Genomic DNA, 18,306 nt, shown 5'->3' on the forward strand with positions numbered 1-18,306 from the left:
GGTTATGACATCTAAAGGCTCAAAACCCTTGCACCCTTTGTGGGAAATCAGTGGATAATTTTAGAAATCGATCGAGAACCCCAAGATTTGCAAGCTGTGTGGCGGCTAGATTCGATCGCTAGACTTATTCAGCAAGCCCTATCTAAATGCGGCGAAACGGACACTAATCGCGCTGGTAGAGAAGCTATGGGATAAATATGCGGTTTCGAGTCGGGAGTTAGAGGCGGAGCGGGAGGAGACGCTGAAGGGATTGAGTGAGTATTTGGTTAAACTAGGATATATGAATTAGGGAAGGTGAGTAAAATGCTATCAATTTCCAAACACATTGTTACGGATGAATCATCGCAGCCAGTGGCGGTAATTATTAATTACCAGGATTGGCAAAAAATTGAGGCGTTATTGCAACGGAATGAGCAGGAACTTTTAGGACAATTAGCATCGACTGATGCAGTTTTATGGTCTCCACAAGTCGATCGATCTGGAGTGCAAGCTTTATCAGATTTGTTAGAAGCAACACGAGGAGAAAGGAGTGCTAAATAGTCAACGGTTTTCTTTTACAGAGCGTGGGAATAGCTTGGGGCAATCTGTAATTATGCCTTATGTGCCCGTAGTTCTGACATCTGGATCTCGTTCTGTAGAAGTGATGGCTCTCTTGGATACAGGCGCAAGTGTTAGCGTTTTGCCCTATGAGCTTGGTGTGGAATTAGGGGCTGTCTGGGCAGATCAGACGGTCAAAATTCCGCTAAGTGGTAATCTAGCTCAGGGCGAAGCAAGAGGCTTAATTGTATCTGGATCGATCGGATCTTTCTCTCCTGTTTTACTAGCATTTGCCTGGACTCAGTTAAACGATTCACCTGTGATTCTTGGACACATGAATTTTTTCTCGGAGTTTAATGTTTGCTTTTATAGTCATGAGTTAGCTTTTGAAATTTGTCTGAGAGATAGATGATTATGAGAGCAAAGACTAAAGATATTCGACAAGTATTTGAGTAAGTTGGGGTGTTTGGTGTGATGAGTATTGATGGGTGGAAATCGAAGCCATTATTTGAAGTTCTAGATCTAATTATGGACTTTAGAGGAAGAACACCTAAGAAGCTTGATATGGAATGGGGTAGTGGTGAAATTCCAGCACTGTCAGCTAATAATGTTGAGATGGGGAAAATTAATTTTTCAAAAGAGTGTTATTTAGCTTCTGATGCACTTTATCGAAAGTGGATGACAAAAGGGGATACTCAAAAAGGTGATGTTGTCTTAACTACAGAAGCTCCGCTTGGTAATGTTGCAGTCATACCAGATAATCAAAAATATATCCTTAGTCAAAGGGTTATTCTTCTTAGAGCTAATAGTGCTGATTTATGTAGCGATTATTTGAGTCATTATCTGATGTCTGAATGTTTTCAGAACCTCATGTGTCAACAATCATCAGGAACTACTGCAACAGGTATACAAAGAGCGAAACTCGAACCACTTCTAATCAAATTCCCTAGCTCTAAAATTGAACAAACTCAAATAGCTGCGGTTCTCTCTACGATCGATCGAGCCATCACCCAAACCGAAGCCATCATCGCCAAGCAGCAGCGGATCAAAACCGGACTAATGCAGGACTTACTCACCAAAGGCATCGACGAAAACGGCAATATCCGCAGCGAAGCCACACATGAGTTTAAGGATAGTGCGATCGGGCGTATTCCCGTAGAGTGGGAAATAGTTTCTATGGAAAAAATCACAACAAAAATTGTAGATGGTATTCACCACAAACCTAATTATGTTCGTGAAGGGGTTCCGTTTATTGTTGTGACTGATTTAACTTCCTCTGAAGGTATAAATTTTAATCCCAGTCGTTTTGTTACAGAAAAGGATCATAAAGAATTTTACAAGAGAGCAGATCCACAAGCTAGAGATGTTCTAGTAACTAAGGATGGGACTCTAGGCGTTGCCAGAATTGTCCCAGATGAAGCACCAAGTTTTAGCATATTTGTCTCAGTAGCACTACTTCGCCCAAAAGTCACTAAATGCTCACCTCAATTGCTATGGTCATTTTTTGATAGTGGTCGTTTTCTAGCACAACTTGGGGCTTTATCTGCGGGGACAGGACTAGCTCATATTCATCTTGAACACTTTAGGAAATTTCAGATACATTGGATGCCTATAGATGAGCAGAAAAGAATTTTTGACGTGATCGAACACCAGCAAAGTTTATTGAAACAACAATCTCAATGCTTGGAAAAATTGAAGCATCAAAAGATTGGACTGATGCAAGACCTCCTAACTGGCAAAGTCCGTGTCACTCCTTTACTAGAACAGAAGCCAGCTAGCCGATGAATTCTCCCCTACCACCCCGCGAAACCCTCACCGTCGAATTCAAAAGCGATCGAAATAAACTATCCGATCGCGAACTGATCGAAGCCATCACCTGCCTCGCCAACACCGACGGCGGCGAACTTTGGCTCGGCGTAGAAGACAACGGCACACCCACCGGATTGCACTCAGAGCGACGATTAACGGGTGGATTCGTGGGATTGGTTGCGGCGCGAACATCCCCATCCCTAGACATCCAACTCGAAACCCTCACCATTGGGGGCATAGAAGTCGCTCGGATTCAAGTCCCCCAAGCCAAGGGTGAAGTCGCCACCAGTCAGGGCGTGTACTTGCGCCGTCGCCTCCGCCATGATGGAGCACCCGAATGTGTGCCCATGATGCCTCACGATCGCACCAGCCGAGCCAGCACCTTCGGACTAGCAGATGTATCCGCCCAAGCCGTTGCTGGTAGCAACCTCCAAGACTTCGACCCCTTAGAACGCGATCGACTGCGGCAAAGTATCCAGAGCTATGGTGGCGATCGAATTTTATTAGAACTCGATGACGAAGCCCTCGATGGAGCCTTGGGACTCACCGCCAGACAACCCGATGGGAGCCGCATCCCCACCTTGACAGGATTACTATTAGTCGGACGCGAGCCAGCCCTGCGCGACTTAGTGCCCACCCATGAATTCGCCTTTCAAGTCCTGGCGCAAGAAGCCGTCCGCTTTAACGAATTTCGGCGGTTTCCCCTGCTCAAAGCCCTCGACTGGCTAGAAACCAACTTCCGCCCCTACAACCCCGAACAAGAACTTCAAGTCGGCTTATTTCGCGTTCCTGCGCCCAAAGTCGATATGAGTGCCTTTCGCGAAGCGATCGCCAACGCCCTCATCCACCGCGACTATCACCAACTTGGAGCCGTACATGTCCGCCTCGAAAACGAAGCCCTGGTAATTAGTAACCCTGGCGGCTTAGTCGATGGTGTCACCCTCGCAAACCTCCTCACCACCGAACCCCGCCCCCGCAATCCTCGCCTCGCTGATGCCATGAAACGAATCGGCATCGTCGAGCGATCGGGACGCGGCGTAGACACCATCTATCGGGGCTTACTCCGCTATGGCAGACCCGCCCCCAACTACAACCTGACTAATGACAGTAGCGTGGTTCTAAGCCTTTCCACTGCTGAAGCCGATCTAGAATTTCTCAAACTGATTGTAGACGAAGAAAATCGCCAAGTTAGGATTCTACCGATCGATAGCCTGATTACCCTAGCCGCATTGCGAACAGCAAAACGTTTGAGTTCAGACGAGTTAGCAACCTACATTCAACGCGATCCCCAACAAGCCAGAAAAACCCTAGAAATGCTCAATGAAGCCGGATTAGTTGAAGCTCATGGCAAAACCAGCAGCCGCACCTACACCCTGTCCCCGATTATTTATCAAGCAGCAGGACATCAAGCTGAGTACACTCGCCAAGTTGGGTTTTCGCCACTTCAGAACGAGCAGTTTGTACTAAACTACACAACACAACACGGACAAATCAAACGGGCAGAGGTGATGGGCCTATGTCGATTGACAAAAGACCAAGCCTCTCAATTGCTAAAGAAACTTAAAGATGGAGGGCATTTAATCCAACATGGTACGAGACGCGCAGCCTTTTATACACTGCCTGATGTATAGGGTCGATCGCAGTTATTGGATATTTAATGCAGTTATTGGATATTTATAAGCATTTATAAGTATTTATAAGCATTTATAAGCATTTAAAAAATCATGAAATCCGATAAGACCCCCGAATACATCAAAATCGACGAACGCAACCACGTCGAGAAACCCCTGCTCGACCAACTCCACGGCTTAGATTGGGAAATTCTCGATCTCGAAAGAACTCAAAAACCCCAAGACAGTCATCGTACAGAATTCACCGAAGTCGTGATGCTGCCCATCCTCCAAGCACAGCTTAAAGTTATCAATCCCTGGCTCGAAGACGACCAAATCGAAGAAGTCACCAAGCGCATCACCTCCAGCTTCCCCACCACCAACCTGCTCGAAAATAATCGCTACGTCTTCAATCTCCTCCAAGAAAACACCAGCGTTAGCGAAAATCGTCAGACAGGTGAACAAAGCCCCACTGTTAAATACATCGACTTCGATCGCCGAGACAATAACCGCTTCATCGCCGTCTGTCAGTTTAAAGTGCGGATTTTGGGCACCGAGAACCACATCATTCCCGACATCGTGCTATTCCTCAACGGTTTACCCATAGCCCTAATTGAGTGTAAATCCTTCAAAGTCCAGCAGCCGATTCCCGAAGCGATCGACCAGATGATGCGCTACAGCGAACAGCGCGGCTCCAAAGGTGAGGGCAGCAGTCCCCTATTCTATTTCAACCAATTCATCGTCGCCTCTTGCCGTGTTGAAGCTAAATTTGGCACTATTACCACCCGCACCGAAAAATACTTTTATCGCTGGGCAGATCCCTATCCTCGCACTTTAAAAGACCTCGACCGTGGCGGTAGTTCGCCCAACGACCAACAGCGGCTGGTGGCGGGAATGCTCGATCGTGATAACCTGCTAGAGATTATTCGTAATTTCACCCTCTTCTCCACCAACGATAAAGGCGAAACCATCAAGATCGTCGGGCGGTACCAACAGTTTCGCGCTGTCAAAAAAGCGATCGATCGTCTCATTACCAAGAAGACCCCCAGAGAGCGCAGTGGGATCATCTGGCATACCCAGGGTTCGGGGAAATCGCTGACGATGATGTTTATGGTGCGGGCAATGTATCGCCATCCGAATCTATGCCAATGGAAAGTCATCTTCATCACCGATCGTACCCAATTAGAAAAACAATTAGCCGAAACAGGGCAAGCCATTGGTTTCACCGTCAAACCTGCTAATAGCGTCGCCAAACTCAAGGAACTCCTCCGCAGCGACTCATCCGATCTGGTGATGGCGATGATCCATAAATTCCAGGAGCGCGATCTAACCGAAACCTTCCCCGAACTCAATCCCAACACCAACGTCCCGATCATGACGGACGAGGCGCACCGCTCCCAATATTCCCTACTAGGCGCAAACCTCGATAAAGCCTTACCCAAAGCCACCCGCATCGGCTACACAGGCACCCCGATCGACAAAACCGAAACGGTATTCGGCGACTATATTGACACCTACACCATGCGTCAATCGATCGAGGATAAAGTCACTCTAGAAATCGTTTATGAAGGGCGCACCCATAACGCCGAAGTCATCGACAAAGTAGCGATGGACACCGCTTTTGAAGATGTTTTTAGCGACTACAATCTCCAAGAGCGGATGCAGATTTTAGGCTACGGTTCGCGAGATGCCTATCTAGAAGCAGAATCGACGATCGCCGCCAAAGCCAAGGATATGGTGGCGCATTACGTCCAGCAGATTTTTACCAACGGCTATAAAGCCCAAGTAGTAGCTACCTCGCGCGAAGCTGCCGTCCGCTACAAACAGCATCTGGACGCGGCGATCCTCGCCCAGATTACCCAGTTAGAAACAGCAAACCCCCACGGCATTAATCTCGATCGATTGAAACGAGTGAAAACTGATGTGGTGATTTCCGGCGGACATAACGATCTGCCCCATCTCAAGCTCTACAGCAATTCAGTCAACCACGAAACCGTCATTAAAAGCTTCAAACTGCCCTTCGATCGCTCGGATAATGGCATAACCGGAGATATCGGGATCGTTATCGTCAACAATATGCTGCTGACTGGATTTGATGCCCCAGTGGAACAAGTGCTATATCTGGACAAAACGATCCAGGCGCATAATCTCTTACAAGCGATCGCCCGCGTCAACCGCGTCGCCGATGAAGCCAAAGAAAAAGGTTTTGTGGTGGACTACGTGGGGATTGGACACCACATCGAGCGGGCACTGCAAAACTACGATCGGCGCGAACAGCAAGAGATCCAAAGATCGCTCAGTTTTCCCGAAGACGAAATTCGCCAGCTTGAAACCGATCGTCGCGCCGTCATGGATCTATTAACCAGACAAGGATTGACCGATCTCACCGACTATGATGCCTTCTATGACGTGTTCTATGATGAAGACTTGCGGTTTGAGTTCGTCCTCGCATTCAAAAAAATGACTCGCAGCCTCAATCTAGTCTTCCCCGCCAAGGAAGCTCTGGGCTATCTGAAGGATTACCAACTCCTCGCCCAAATCAACGTGATGGCCGCCAGACACTTCCAGGACAGCCGCCTGAGCATGAAAGGCATCCCCGAAAAGCTGCGTCAACTCACCGATACCTATCTCCAATCTCAAGGGATCGACCAGAAAGTCAAACCCATCTCCATCCTGGATGAAAACTTTGAGCGCGATGTCGTCGCCACCAAACAGCGCACCAAAAATAAAGCCGCCGCGATCGAACACGCCCTCCGCCATCATATCGACATCGAACTAGATGATGACCCCGACCTCCAAGCCTCCTTTGCCGCAGCCCTAGCCGCCATCCTGAGCGAGTTTCAAGATAACTGGGACAGAATCTATCTAGAACTAGAAAAGCTACGCCAGCGGCTAAAAGATATCGAAAAAGAGCCAACCTATGGCTTGCATAAGAAGAAGCAAATGCCCTTCTTCCGCATGTTTAAGCGTGAATGTTTTGGCGGTACCGATCTGGATGATGATAAGATTTCTTTGTCTGTTGCCCTCACCCAGGAAGTATTCATCGTTGTCGAACGAGAACTAAAACTCACAGGTTTCTGGGAAAGTATTCCGGCTCGTAAAAAGCTTGAGGCAGATATCCAGACAGTATTACTGTCCCCAAGCTTCAATACCATCGCCGATCTATTTGCGAAAAGGAAACAGATGATTGGTAAAGTGATGGAAATCGCCGAGAAGAATCACGATCGCATCCTGTACGCCGAATAACCATGCAGCTCGACTACAATGTTGTCTATTCTCCCAACCGCAAAACGCTGACCATTACCGTCGAGCGCGATCGCTCCATTGTGGTCAAAGCCCCGACAGGTACATCTCAAGAAAAGATCGATCGCATCATCGAATCACACAAGCTGTGGCTCTACGAAAAAACCCACCACAGTCAAAAGTATCTGCCCCCACTCCATCCTCCAGGCAAAGAACTAGTAAACGGAGAGTCCTTACTATACTTAGGTCGAAGTTATCGACTAGAAATAATAGACATCTCCAATGAAATCGCACTCGTCAACGATCGATTTCTGGTGCCCAGCAATCTAATTAATAGACAAGGTACCGTCTTTCGAGATTGGTACATTCAGCGCGCAAAAGAGACGATATTACCTCGCGTCCAGTATTATGCCGAACGCCTAGATGTCTTATTTAACGAAGCAAAGATCGGTGACAGTAAATATCGCTGGGGATCGTGTACGCCTAAGAATAACGCGATCTTCAACTGGCGACTAATCAAAGCTCCCATGTCTATCATCAACTATGTGATCGTTCACGAACTCACACATCTGTTAGAACCCAATCATACGCCACGCTTTTGGGGAATCGTCAAATCCCAGATTCCACAAATGGATAAGGCGAAGCAGTGGCTCAGGGTTAATGGTTCATTATTAGATGAGATGCTTTAATTGAGTCGTTGGTTTCTGCTGTCGTCAAGATCGATCGAGAAAGCTGTCTTCATCGCACTCGCAAGATTAGCAGGATATGGATTGGTGTTGTTCTCCTTCCCATAGCCTGCCTCAAACAATTTTGTTGTAATCTCTTGATTAGTCCATTTACCAGCTATTCCAGTTTGAATAATATCTCTAAAATTTTTGGCCTTCAAAAATTTTAGCCATCGTTTAATCTCTTTACCCATCGGCTTGCGATCGAGTGTTTTGGTGCCTATAGTATCCTCGACCGCCTTATCCTCTCTATGGTTAGAGATTACTTCTTGGGGCGTATTGATTCGATCGTCAATGGTTTTAATTTCTGCCCGTTCCCCCCGCAGTTCGATTGACATATTACGGACAGCATCCATTATTTTCTGTTCTGACTCTTGAATCAGCTTTTCTACCTCATGTCTTGTTATGTCGGTAGACGAGGACAGCTTTTGCTCCACCAGTTCTAGACGGTGTAGAACATCGGCAGCTATCGGATCGGGAGATCGATTCTCCACAAGAGAGGCTACGCCAACGATTGGTATGTTATTAGTATCCGACTCTTTAATTAAGTCTAATACTTCCTCTCTGGTCAATCCAACGATAGGTCTGTCACTTAATAACTTAGGTAGGTCGCTTAGTAACTGACTTTTGAGGTAAGCAACTATCCCACTGCCTAACGATGTGACGACATTCCCCTGTTTGTCTTTACGAGTAATATTGTGTTCGGTGCAATACTCGGTTATCTTCGCTTCTAGTTCTGATGGTAAGTAGACCATCACGCCTCTGTTCTCTGTAGCCATTTCAATTCACCCCTTGGTACTAAAGTACTTAGTATATGATAGTAACAGACTAAGTACAATGCTTATCGGCGATCTCGATCGATTATGGCATTTTTCAGATTGGCTTGATCGTCAAGAGTCTGTGCATAGTCAGATCTGTTAAAAGTCAATTACTTCATGAATGACTAAAACTGTAGTTTCGTCAAATAATAAGCTACAGTTCTTCGGAACGATACAGATCGAGCGATCGAGAATGACTTCGATCGCTATTTTAGATGTTTAGGTTGATTTGTTATCAAACTGCGTCTAGATAGCCTTTTTGTTCGAGTTTCCATTGCTTGGGCATATTAGCTTTAGTAACTGTCACGATCGCAGGCTTGAAGAGGATAAAATTGGTACTATTATTCGCACCATCAAATAGTAATGCTAGTATCTCAAAACATTTATCATAATTAGGGAAGTCCGTTTTCGGTACTAGATAATGAGTACTACGATCGAATGGGACAATCCAATAATGTCCGATATTATCTTCCACTAGATCGATTAGTTGACTATTATTTTTCCTTAAACTTGCAGTTGAAACCATATACGATCTCAAAAAAGCTTTTTCACCAGAATTATAAAGGTTAGCAAAAGGAGATAAGATTCGATCGGCCATAGGTTCCCTAGCAATCCCATTTTGTAAGCCCTTCAGTTGCAGTACTGGCTCTAAGTTAATGATTTCAGCGTCTATAGTTTCGATAATCTGCGGTGCCAATGCTGGCTGGATTCTGGCGATATTTTGGGCTACCAATAGTTGGATACGCTCTGTCAAATCTCGATCGAGTTTATCTTGCTGCCGTTTTCGCTGTTGACACTCAGATTTTAGCTTTTCTAAATCGATTTTGAGAGATACTATCTCTTGAGATTCGATCGGAGTTGAAGTAGTGGTACCTTGGCTATTACCGATCGATGCGATCTGAAGTTTGAGAGCAGCTATTTCACGTTCTTGTTGGATCGATCGATCTCTAGCTTCATTTAGTCGTGCTGTAAATGTTACAATCTCTTGCTGTTTTGTTGCTAACTGTTCTACAATTTTGGCACTAATCGATTGTAGTTGTTCTTGCTTGTTGTGGAGGGCATTTAGAGATTCAGGTTTGGCTACTCCTTGCTCGATCTGCACGATTCGAGCGTTTAAGTTAGTAAGTTTTTGGACTAGATTTTCAATTATATTATTAGGAATATTAGTGGCAGATTGCTGGATTTGAGTATTGGTGAGTTTACCGCGTTCTAGTAGTTTCCAAGTTAGCCGTTCGACTATAGGCAAGATTTGGACTAGTGCGGGTGCAATTAATAGGTAGGTACTATTACTAGAATTGGGACTAATATCTCGATCGAAACTAGCAGTTAGAGATGGCATTCGATCGATCGCTAAACCTTTGGTAGGATTGGGTACCAACCATCCTCGATCTGGCTCGGATTGGGTAGGAACAATCCAATAATTTCCCCGTGTAAAGCGGTAAAATGTAATATCGCGATCTTGACGAATGAAGCTATCCTCGCTGAGGGTAACATCGATCGCATAGGCAGTAAATAGGTGCGGTAAATCGTTATATAATTCGATGAATCGCTCTTGCTGTAAATTTAGAACTGGTGGAATTGATGCGATCGCATTATCGAAGATTTGGGTGACGGGTTGAAGATTGACTGGAAGCTCTCCACGAGTGAGGGCGGAGACGAGATTATTTAGATAAATTTCTAATTGCTGGATCTGTCTAACGACGGCACGAATTTCTGTCATAGAAATACCAACTCTCCCAGTTCTTGAATTCGCCATGTTTGCGGATTAGTATTAGGATCGATTGATACTATTGCTGGCTTAACTAGTTGAATATTTTTATAATCAGGCGTATAGTTATGGGATTCAAAAATTGAAGTACTAGTTGTATAACTATGTTGGTTGATATATTTGCCTGCAACAGGTACTAAGTAAGTGAGATCGTTAAAATTGAAGATCCAGTAGTTACCTCGATTGTTTTCTTCTAGCACAGCAGTCTTATCTTCATTACCTCGATTGGAATTAATAGAATCTTTGTTAAGACTAGCCGTTTTAGGATGATACTTCATAGCAAATTGACTGATGTTATGATAATATTCTGAAATTATCTCCTTTGACGCAAGTAATGCTATCGGCATCTGAGCAAGTTGCTTTTGTACTAGTCTTGGCTTTTGTTTATTAATATTGGTAGTTTCTGTTTTTTGTACTCTAGGAAAGATTGTATTTTGAGAGATGGTTTTATTTTCGTACTCCAAATTAGCCTTGATTTCTTCAATGCTTATAATAAGTTGGGAGATAATTTCTTGAAGACGATCGATATCATCTTTATGCGTTTCTAATTTATTTGTAGACAGAGCTGTTCGATATTTATTTCTATCTCCTATTTCTTTTAGCGATTTCACATGAGTTTCCAAGGAAATAATATTCCTATTTTGTAACGCAATAATATCTTTTGTTTTTACTGACTCTTTTAATAATTCATCTAGATCGTATGCTAATCTATTTTGATTGTAATTATTCCTACCTAATTGCTTGTAGATGTCTTCGATTGCAGAAAAAATTGTAGTAGATGTGTTGACTTGGCTATTAGTTATCTTACCTCGCTCTAATAGTTTCCATGTTAAAGGTTCAATTATGGGTAATATTTGAACTAGTGCAGGTATAACTAAGAAATAGGTATGAAAATCGCCTTCTCTATCTTTATTTACTATATCTCGATCGAAACTAACATCTAGAGAGGGCATTCGATCGAGTGATAAGCTTTTAAGTGGATTTGGTACTAACCAAGCCTTATCCATTAACTCTGTACTCGCGATAACCCAATAATTACCACGATGAAAACGATTGAAGGTAATGTTATCGCTTATGCCTCGATAACTGTCTTCACTCAGGGTAACATCGATCGCATAGGCTGCTAATATCTGTGGAATATCGTTATATGTATCAATGAATCTATCTTCTGACAGATTTAAAATTGGGGGCAGAGATGCGATCGTATTATCAAAGATTTGGGTGACGGGTTGGAGATTAACGGGAAGCTCACCACGAGAGAGGGCAGAGACAAGATTATTTAGATAAATCTCTAGTTGTTGGATCTGTCTAGTGACGGTACGAACTTCTGTCATAGAAATACTAACTCTCCCCGTTCTTGAAGTCGCCATGTTTGGGGATTAGTATTAGGATCGGCTTTAACTATTGCAGGCTTGATTAATTGAATTTTGTCATAGTTGTGTCTGTAGTTATGATTTTCAAAAATAGTACTAGTAGTAGTGTGTGTATTCCGATCTATATCTATATAATTAGCAGGTACTAGATAGGTATTATCTTCAATATTAAATACCCAATAATTTCCTCGATTAAACTCTTCAAATACAACATTTTTCTTTTCATTTCCCCAGTTAGCACTAAGTGACTCTTTGGTAACATTAACAGTTTTAATATGATATTTATCAGCAAACCTACTAAGATTATAATAATACTCTGATATTATATCTTGTTCTACTTTAGTTAAAGTAGGAGTTGATTGAATTGAATTCTCTTCTTGCTGTGAAGTCTTATTCAATTGAATATTACTTGATATAGACGATGAATTATCGCCATCAATACTATCTTCCTCTTTTATCGATGAAGTATTTACACTTCGATTTGTGGCTATTTGCTCAGACAACAGAATGGATTTAATTGCTGGTATATTGACAAAACTATCTATTGTGTTCTGTAGACGATCTATATCATCTCTTTGTCTATTCAATCTACTTTCTAGTTTGATGTGATCGTAATCTTTTCTGCATAGGTCGTCGGCTCGTTGATAATGATATATTGCCCATTCTATTAATGAGTTACAAATCTCCGAATTTAATAGATTTTCAGTATTTAATAACCAATAACATTGATCGCATTTATCTTGATCTGAATCTTTAATTATTTTACGGCAAATTGGACAAGCAGACGGTGAATTAACCATGTGAGTTTTTCAATTTACTTACTGGACAAGTAGGTATCTATTACTTTAATTTCTAGAATTAATTGCTTAGGCTCAATGCGATAATTAATGACAATTAACTATCGCGCCAATTTATTTACCAGCCCACTCCTTAGCTAATACTCTTAATAAAGCTTTTAACCCAACAATGAATGGTGCTTCAATAGATTTACCTTGAATTTCAAGTAGCATTCGCTCTACTTCTCTCTCTGTTTTATTCCATAATAATTTACTGTATTGAGGATCTAGTCCACTACCAGGTTTATATGTTTTCAGCGGTTCTATCTCTCTAATTTCTAAATCCTCAAGTTCATGGTTAAAGTTTTCAACAAATTCTTTGAGCCGATCTAGTTGTGGGATACTAAAGTTATTGATATGCTTGACTTTGTATTCAAGGCGAGATGACCAAGAAACTTCATCTTTATTAACGCGACAATTTTCCCCAGCAATTAGAAAATTCTTGTCATCATCATCTAAGCCAGTTAACCTGGCTTTTTCTTTATTAGCTACTAAGCCATAAGCAACTTCATCTTTAGGACGCTTACTAAGCTGAGTAGATTGATAGATATTTGTTAAACCTGATGAACTGGCTAACATTTTATTGAATAACTTGTTGAGTTTTCTACTATCCTGATTGAATTCGCCACCTGTTGCAATCCAGTGTAGTAATCGAGAGCCATTACCACCTATATAAATATTGGGAATATCAGCTCTAGTGTATTTACCTTCCTCTTTTAGTACATGAAGAATGCTACCAACATAGTAATGTATTCCTGCTGTCCCTAATGTCATCAATCGTAACAGCCCTTTGAAATTTTCACGATCTCTATCGCTCTCTAAAATTTTATGACGATGATCTCTAAGCCACGACTCACTCTGATTTCTCAGTAACACATCTATTTTAGCTTTGAACTTATCATCATTTAGATTCTGCCATCCGGTTAATTCCTGATTAAACCATTCACCAATCAAACTTGGTCGCAGTTCTAGGAATTGTGATAACAGATCTCGCCCAGCTAATTGAACAGAACACTGATGAATGAGTCTGTTTGACTGCCAGACTGAAATATCAGAAGTACCGCCACCAAGATCTATACAAACACTACCAATCAGATCGAGATCTTCTCCACTGGGATCTGCAAAATATTGGGCAGTAGCTAGACTTTCAGTAAGAAAAGAGTTTGTTCTTTGCTGCGGAGCAATATGCTCAATTGGCATCTGTGGCTGTAATTTGGAAATTAACGTTTTCCAGTTTTTGGCATAGTCATCTGTGTCACCTTCTGAAAAAGCTGAGGGGTAGGAAACAGACCATTCGATCTTACTTACTCCATCTTTTGCAGCTAAAGCACTAATAATTAAGGCTAAATGCTGAAGAAATAGCTGACTTAAATCTCTGTCTTTCCACTTAATATCCGTTTTTATCCATTCTGAATTTGGATCGAAACCACCACCAACTTCTGGTATGTAAATTCGCCCATCATAAATTGGGCGTTTATTTTCATTACGAGTTTGCTTGCGCTGAGTTAAAACGGTAGATAAGGGAAGTGGCTTATCTAGAGGGGTAAAAATTTCAGGAATAAAATATTCAAACAAAGTAGGCATCCGAGATTCTTCATTAGCATCTGTTACTTTTAGATGAAGTGGTTCTAATTTAAGCGGTTCATTTCTGCCATCACGATTGACATAAATATTAGTAAAAGATGTCCCGAAATCTATACCTACTTTCCATGTCTTCGTAAGAGTAACTGAAGGAGGAATGGGTAAGACGATCGTACCAATATCTTCTCCATTGAAGCGACAGTTGATATGAGTTGGAAACTCTTCTAATCTAGTAGTTAAATACTTACCCCCATCTTCAAATACATGGGGATCGCGGGCATCATCAAAGGCTACTTGGAAAGCACTATTATTTCGACTGGGGTCGTGATAGAAAGCATAATATTCATGCCAACCACCACCTTCTACCTTGAAATGAGGATATATTTCTAGAATAGGAATTCTTTTAATCAAATATCGCTCATCGAGGGTATATTCTCGGACAATTTGATATTCACTCGGACGTGAGCTAGTCTGATTCATCCCTACTAGGGGCAGATTTAGTTTGACGCGGACGGTATTATTACTATCCCCTGGTTCAAATTTCAATCGTCGCATCAGATCTTCGGGAGTGAAGTATTCTAATAAAATCCGGTTGATGGGCAGTAACGGTGTAATCTTCTGGCGGTTAAATAGTAATGGTTGGCTGGTAGTGGGTGAAAATGCACCAGGTAGGGCATTCTCTACATCCATGAAATGTAAGTCTGGGAGCAAAAGCTGACTGGGTTCGATCCACTTAATATCATTATCCCAGTCTGGCATTCTACCCGATCGCAAGTCATCGATATTTAGCGATTCGAGGGTTTTATCAGCATAGATACAGATATTTTGCTTCGGTACGCCCCAATGCTCGGCTAAGTAGGCATCGATTAAGAGCAGTGGTTTGTTGCTCGACTTGTTCTCACTAGGAATCACGCGCACTGGAGATGCGCTGCGATCGATTGTTTTCCCTTTAATTGGATAATTTAGCCCGTTAAATACGCCCCGATTGATGGCGACACCAAAGTGATTGGGCGAATCGGTATCTAAGATATCCGCTCGATCGGTTTCACCCGTGAGGGTGTTAGCATATTCTCTGAGGAGATTAGCGATCGTTTCGATCGCGTATGTATCGCCTTGATAACTAGAGTTGGTGACTTCTGCCCATAAATTGTTCAACCATTCACGTAATAATGGTCGTTCGTCAGGATTCAAATAACCATGGGGAGCTTCCAATCGCTTGAATTCAGGATTCCACCAGGGTAATCCGTCCCAATCTGCTTCCGCCGCAGGTGCGATAATCGTTGTTGGGCTAGTAATACCGACAGCTTGCTTTTTCCAACTCCAGACATAGAGTTCTTCCCAAGGATGTTTATTCGCGAGCTGATGTAAACTCTTGCCAGAGTTAGGCAAAAGCTGATATAACGCCGCCGCAAAGGGGTAACTATCTTTAAGCTTATTGAGATCGACTAATTCAGCTTTGAGCTGAAACCCACGTACTTTGGATAAAGCAATCGCCGCTAACATGCCTTGCCATTGAGCGATCGCGGCTTCCCGTAGGGGATGGCGAGTATTGTATAATGGCAGATCCAATGTCATGGGCAACGCCCACATATCTGGCACCGAGTTAATCTTTTTATTATCTCCTGGTGCTTTGTAGTCTAAGCTTTTGGCAACACTTTCAAACTTAGTCTTATCATATCGCTCCCATTTACCAGTTTTATTTGGTGCTGGCAAATCTGCATCTCTGAGTTTGGGAAGAACAAATACTGTCATATCAATTGTGGATTATAGATTTCAGAGGAACACTGGGTGAAAAATCCCCTCCTCGGAGGGGTGCCCGCAGGGCAGCACATTTATAGTGCGGGTGGGTAGATCTCCGCAGCACCAGCACAAAGTTTTTCAATACCCACCACCCGATAAATGCGTTGGCGGAGCCTCTCCAACGGAGAATCGATTAAACTAGTTAAACTGAGAATTGAGATAGAGAGATTTCGCCAAGCCAACCGTACCGCGATTGATACCCTGAACACTTTTCACCTCATGGCGACGCAATCGATCTTTAATGCGGACAATATCATCCTTATCTTGCTTCGTTCGCTGTTCGCGAGTATCCCCCAGCAGTAGTTCCTCCAACTTGTGAAATTGAATGTTTCCGTTAAGATCGCCGAAAATTTGCGTATTAAATAACTGTAATCGATCGATCTTATCGACATGCAATTCTTTCAGCCAAAGTAGATAGCTGCGACTCCAAGTACTCAAGGTTTCAATTCCTTTTTGCTGATGAGGTAGATCGAACCGATCTTTACTATCTGCTTGCAAGTCATAGTATTTATCCAACCAAGGCTCATCCCTAGCGGCAATTTTAAAGCCATTATCGAGCGTATATCTTGCTGTTTTCTCAATGTCGCTCGTCCATAGATAGGCGAGTCGAGCAGCATTCGTCATCAATTTTTTGACAGTAAAATCATCAGGTAGATCGCTCCATTTAATCTCACCGACTCGATCGCGAGTAATTGACATTAACGCATCATCCCGATCTTCCAGCAGAAAATCACGAGCAGCTAAAGCCGCATATAATTCGACAAAATGAGGACGATTTTTTTGAGTAGTATTACCGACACTAAATTCTACTTCCGAGGTATTCTCATTCCCTAAGAGATAGACAGTATCAAATAACTCACTCGCCTGCGTCACATAATAGCGCAACGCCGATTCAGTATTGAGTAGGAACTGGTCGGATGCCGCGTACAATCCATTTGTCTCGGCTCCAGGTGGTACCGTAAAGCTAAAATAAGGTAAGAGAAATAAACCACCTAACTTGACTCGATCGGCGATATTTTGCTGTTTTAATTTATTGCGTAATAATCTAGCAATCGTCGGAATTCCCGATGCCCCAGTTCCCCCAAAGATCGAACCACACAATAGCACGCGAGCCTGCTTACCTTGAGCACCAACAGCATTATTGATACTTTGAATAAAACTGCCCCAAGGCTCGGTATCCAAGCGTTTTAGGTCGATCTGACTCATCACTGCCGCACCAATTGCCGGACGACCGCGAAAGCCCTCATCTAATTGTTGATTGCGCTCGTCAGGAGTATAGAGAACTTCTAATAAATTAGCCAATCCAGCATCCATTGTGCCGTAATTAAAATAACTAGCTAATTCTCGTCCGCCGAGCTTGCCTTGAAATGGCGACCACAAATCGTAGGATTTAATGGGCGTGGACATCCAATCGATCTGTTGTTCGGTACTGCCACCAGTTACTAATTGCTGACATTCTTGATAAGTACTCAGCGTTTTACGAGCGCGATCTACGTTACCATTATTCTCATCGGGATCGACAAATAAGACTTCGATCTCTTCTTTTGTATATAAACCAGTTGCAGCAATCTGGACGATCGATTCGACACATTTGGCACCAGATCCACCAATTGCGATAATAAATAATTTATTGTTCATATTGGTCTTTTAACGCTTAAATAAATTTGCACCAGGTGGTAAACGTCGAGCGCAACCTGGCGTACTTGTAGCAGTCGTCAACCAGTAGATAAAAATAATATCGATCGCAAATAAAATAATTAACGGCAAAATCGCATCGCCACTACTCTTGGGAGCTAAAATATTTTGGCGGGATAACACGATCGCAAGTGCAGTTCCAATCATCGGAATCACCGAAATAAACCACCACGAGCCGACACGCTGCGCTCCAGCTTCAGGCGTTTTGTGTGGCGAGTTGATATTCCAGGCTACCCAGACAACAACAGCTAATAACGCGAAAGCCAGCACAATGGCTGCCATTGGCATGTAATGGTTGTTTAGCCAGCTCTGAACCTTTACATCTGTCAGTCGCAACCATTGTCCTGAAAATAGCAGTGGTTGAACGACAAACATTAACATCATCCCTAAAATGGGAATCACAAACAAACGGATAACTTCCGCGACAGTAGGGCGCATGGTGGTGTGAGAATACACTTCCTCTGTATTGTTCCCGTACCGTAACGCAAGATCTACATGCTGACTACCAAAC

The 18,306-nt window shown here is 43.0% G+C and carries 13 protein-coding genes; 6 read left to right on the forward strand and 7 right to left on the reverse strand.

All coding sequences use genetic code 11. The features are described from left to right. Nucleotides 1-303: 303 nt before the first annotated feature. The 6 genes from ACEW9I_RS01630 to ACEW9I_RS01655 all read left to right on the forward strand — a co-directional run bounded on the left by ACEW9I_RS01630 (nucleotide 304) and on the right by ACEW9I_RS01655 (nucleotide 7,888). On the forward strand, nucleotides 304-540 hold the full coding sequence (locus ACEW9I_RS01630) for a hypothetical protein (protein ID WP_373538634.1): 237 nt from the start codon (nucleotides 304-306) through the stop codon (nucleotides 538-540). Then, nucleotides 530-949, forward strand: coding sequence for a retropepsin-like aspartic protease (locus ACEW9I_RS01635; protein ID WP_373538635.1), 420 nt, complete (start codon nucleotides 530-532; stop codon nucleotides 947-949). Before ACEW9I_RS01630 ends, ACEW9I_RS01635 begins: the two co-directional genes overlap by 11 nt. Before the next feature lie 116 nt (nucleotides 950-1,065). Further along, nucleotides 1,066-2,322, forward strand: a complete 1,257-nt coding sequence (locus ACEW9I_RS01640) for a restriction endonuclease subunit S (protein ID WP_373538636.1) — start codon at nucleotides 1,066-1,068, stop codon at nucleotides 2,320-2,322. Further along, on the forward strand, nucleotides 2,319-3,977 hold the full coding sequence (locus ACEW9I_RS01645) for an ATP-binding protein (RefSeq protein ID WP_373538637.1): 1,659 nt from the start codon (nucleotides 2,319-2,321) through the stop codon (nucleotides 3,975-3,977). Before ACEW9I_RS01640 ends, ACEW9I_RS01645 begins: the two co-directional genes overlap by 4 nt. A gap of 93 nt (nucleotides 3,978-4,070) precedes the next feature. Continuing rightward, entirely contained in the window at nucleotides 4,071-7,202 is a 3,132-nt protein-coding gene (locus ACEW9I_RS01650; protein ID WP_373538638.1) for a type I restriction endonuclease subunit R, read from the forward strand. 2 nt (nucleotides 7,203-7,204) lie between these two features. Beyond that, complete coding sequence (locus ACEW9I_RS01655) at nucleotides 7,205-7,888, forward strand: M48 family metallopeptidase (protein WP_373538639.1); 684 nt, start codon at nucleotides 7,205-7,207, stop codon at nucleotides 7,886-7,888. Here ACEW9I_RS01655 and ACEW9I_RS01660 read toward each other — a convergent pair. The 7 genes from ACEW9I_RS01660 to ACEW9I_RS01690 form a co-directional block, all read right to left on the reverse strand. Beyond that, nucleotides 7,885-8,682 carry a hypothetical protein gene (locus ACEW9I_RS01660; protein ID WP_373538640.1) on the reverse strand — a complete coding sequence of 266 codons (798 nt, stop codon included), beginning with the start codon at nucleotides 8,680-8,682 and terminating at the stop codon, nucleotides 7,885-7,887. The two genes, ACEW9I_RS01655 and ACEW9I_RS01660, sit on opposite strands and share 4 nt — an antisense overlap. Before the next feature lie 295 nt (nucleotides 8,683-8,977). Next, nucleotides 8,978-10,462, reverse strand: coding sequence for a hypothetical protein (locus tag ACEW9I_RS01665; protein ID WP_373538641.1), 1,485 nt, complete (start codon nucleotides 10,460-10,462; stop codon nucleotides 8,978-8,980). Next, a complete protein-coding gene (locus ACEW9I_RS01670) occupies nucleotides 10,459-11,844 on the reverse strand; it encodes a hypothetical protein (protein WP_373538642.1) in 1,386 nt (461 codons plus the stop codon). Before ACEW9I_RS01670 ends, ACEW9I_RS01665 begins: the two co-directional genes overlap by 4 nt. Continuing rightward, entirely contained in the window at nucleotides 11,841-12,683 is an 843-nt protein-coding gene (locus ACEW9I_RS01675) for a hypothetical protein (RefSeq protein WP_373538643.1), read from the reverse strand. The genes ACEW9I_RS01670 and ACEW9I_RS01675 overlap by 4 nt, the downstream gene beginning before the upstream one ends. A 111-nt stretch (nucleotides 12,684-12,794) precedes the next feature. After that, nucleotides 12,795-16,052 carry a hypothetical protein gene (locus ACEW9I_RS01680; protein WP_373538644.1) on the reverse strand — a complete coding sequence of 1,086 codons (3,258 nt, stop codon included), beginning with the start codon at nucleotides 16,050-16,052 and terminating at the stop codon, nucleotides 12,795-12,797. A 186-nt stretch (nucleotides 16,053-16,238) separates the two neighbouring features. Further along, entirely contained in the window at nucleotides 16,239-17,738 is a 1,500-nt protein-coding gene (locus tag ACEW9I_RS01685) for a tubulin-like doman-containing protein (protein WP_373538645.1), read from the reverse strand. A 9-nt stretch (nucleotides 17,739-17,747) separates the two neighbouring features. Continuing rightward, nucleotides 17,748-18,306, reverse strand: a 559-nt coding sequence (locus ACEW9I_RS01690; RefSeq protein WP_373538646.1) for a hypothetical protein, incomplete at its 5' end; no start/stop codon positions are given.

The organism is Chamaesiphon sp. (assembly GCF_041738855.1).
Lineage (GTDB): Bacteria > Cyanobacteriota > Cyanobacteriia > Cyanobacteriales > Chamaesiphonaceae > Chamaesiphon.

Excerpts from the sequence above, each read along its gene's own strand:
- ACEW9I_RS01645 (WP_373538637.1), top strand. The coding sequence starts at position 2,319 with ATGAATTCTCCCCTACCACCCCGCGAAACCCTCACCGTCGAATTCAAA.
- ACEW9I_RS01630 (WP_373538634.1), top strand. The coding sequence starts at position 304 with ATGCTATCAATTTCCAAACACATTGTTACGGATGAATCATCGCAGCCA.
- ACEW9I_RS01650 (WP_373538638.1), top strand. The coding sequence starts at position 4,071 with ATGAAATCCGATAAGACCCCCGAATACATCAAAATCGACGAACGCAAC.
- ACEW9I_RS01670 (WP_373538642.1), bottom strand. The coding sequence starts at position 11,844 with ATGACAGAAGTTCGTACCGTCACTAGACAGATCCAACAACTAGAGATT.
- ACEW9I_RS01680 (WP_373538644.1), bottom strand. The coding sequence starts at position 16,052 with ATGACAGTATTTGTTCTTCCCAAACTCAGAGATGCAGATTTGCCAGCA.
- ACEW9I_RS01640 (WP_373538636.1), top strand. The coding sequence starts at position 1,066 with ATGGACTTTAGAGGAAGAACACCTAAGAAGCTTGATATGGAATGGGGT.
- ACEW9I_RS01665 (WP_373538641.1), bottom strand. The coding sequence starts at position 10,462 with ATGACAGAAATTCGTGCCGTCGTTAGACAGATCCAGCAATTAGAAATT.
- ACEW9I_RS01655 (WP_373538639.1), top strand. The coding sequence starts at position 7,205 with ATGCAGCTCGACTACAATGTTGTCTATTCTCCCAACCGCAAAACGCTG.
- ACEW9I_RS01685 (WP_373538645.1), bottom strand. The coding sequence starts at position 17,738 with ATGAACAATAAATTATTTATTATCGCAATTGGTGGATCTGGTGCCAAA.
- ACEW9I_RS01675 (WP_373538643.1), bottom strand. The coding sequence starts at position 12,683 with ATGGTTAATTCACCGTCTGCTTGTCCAATTTGCCGTAAAATAATTAAA.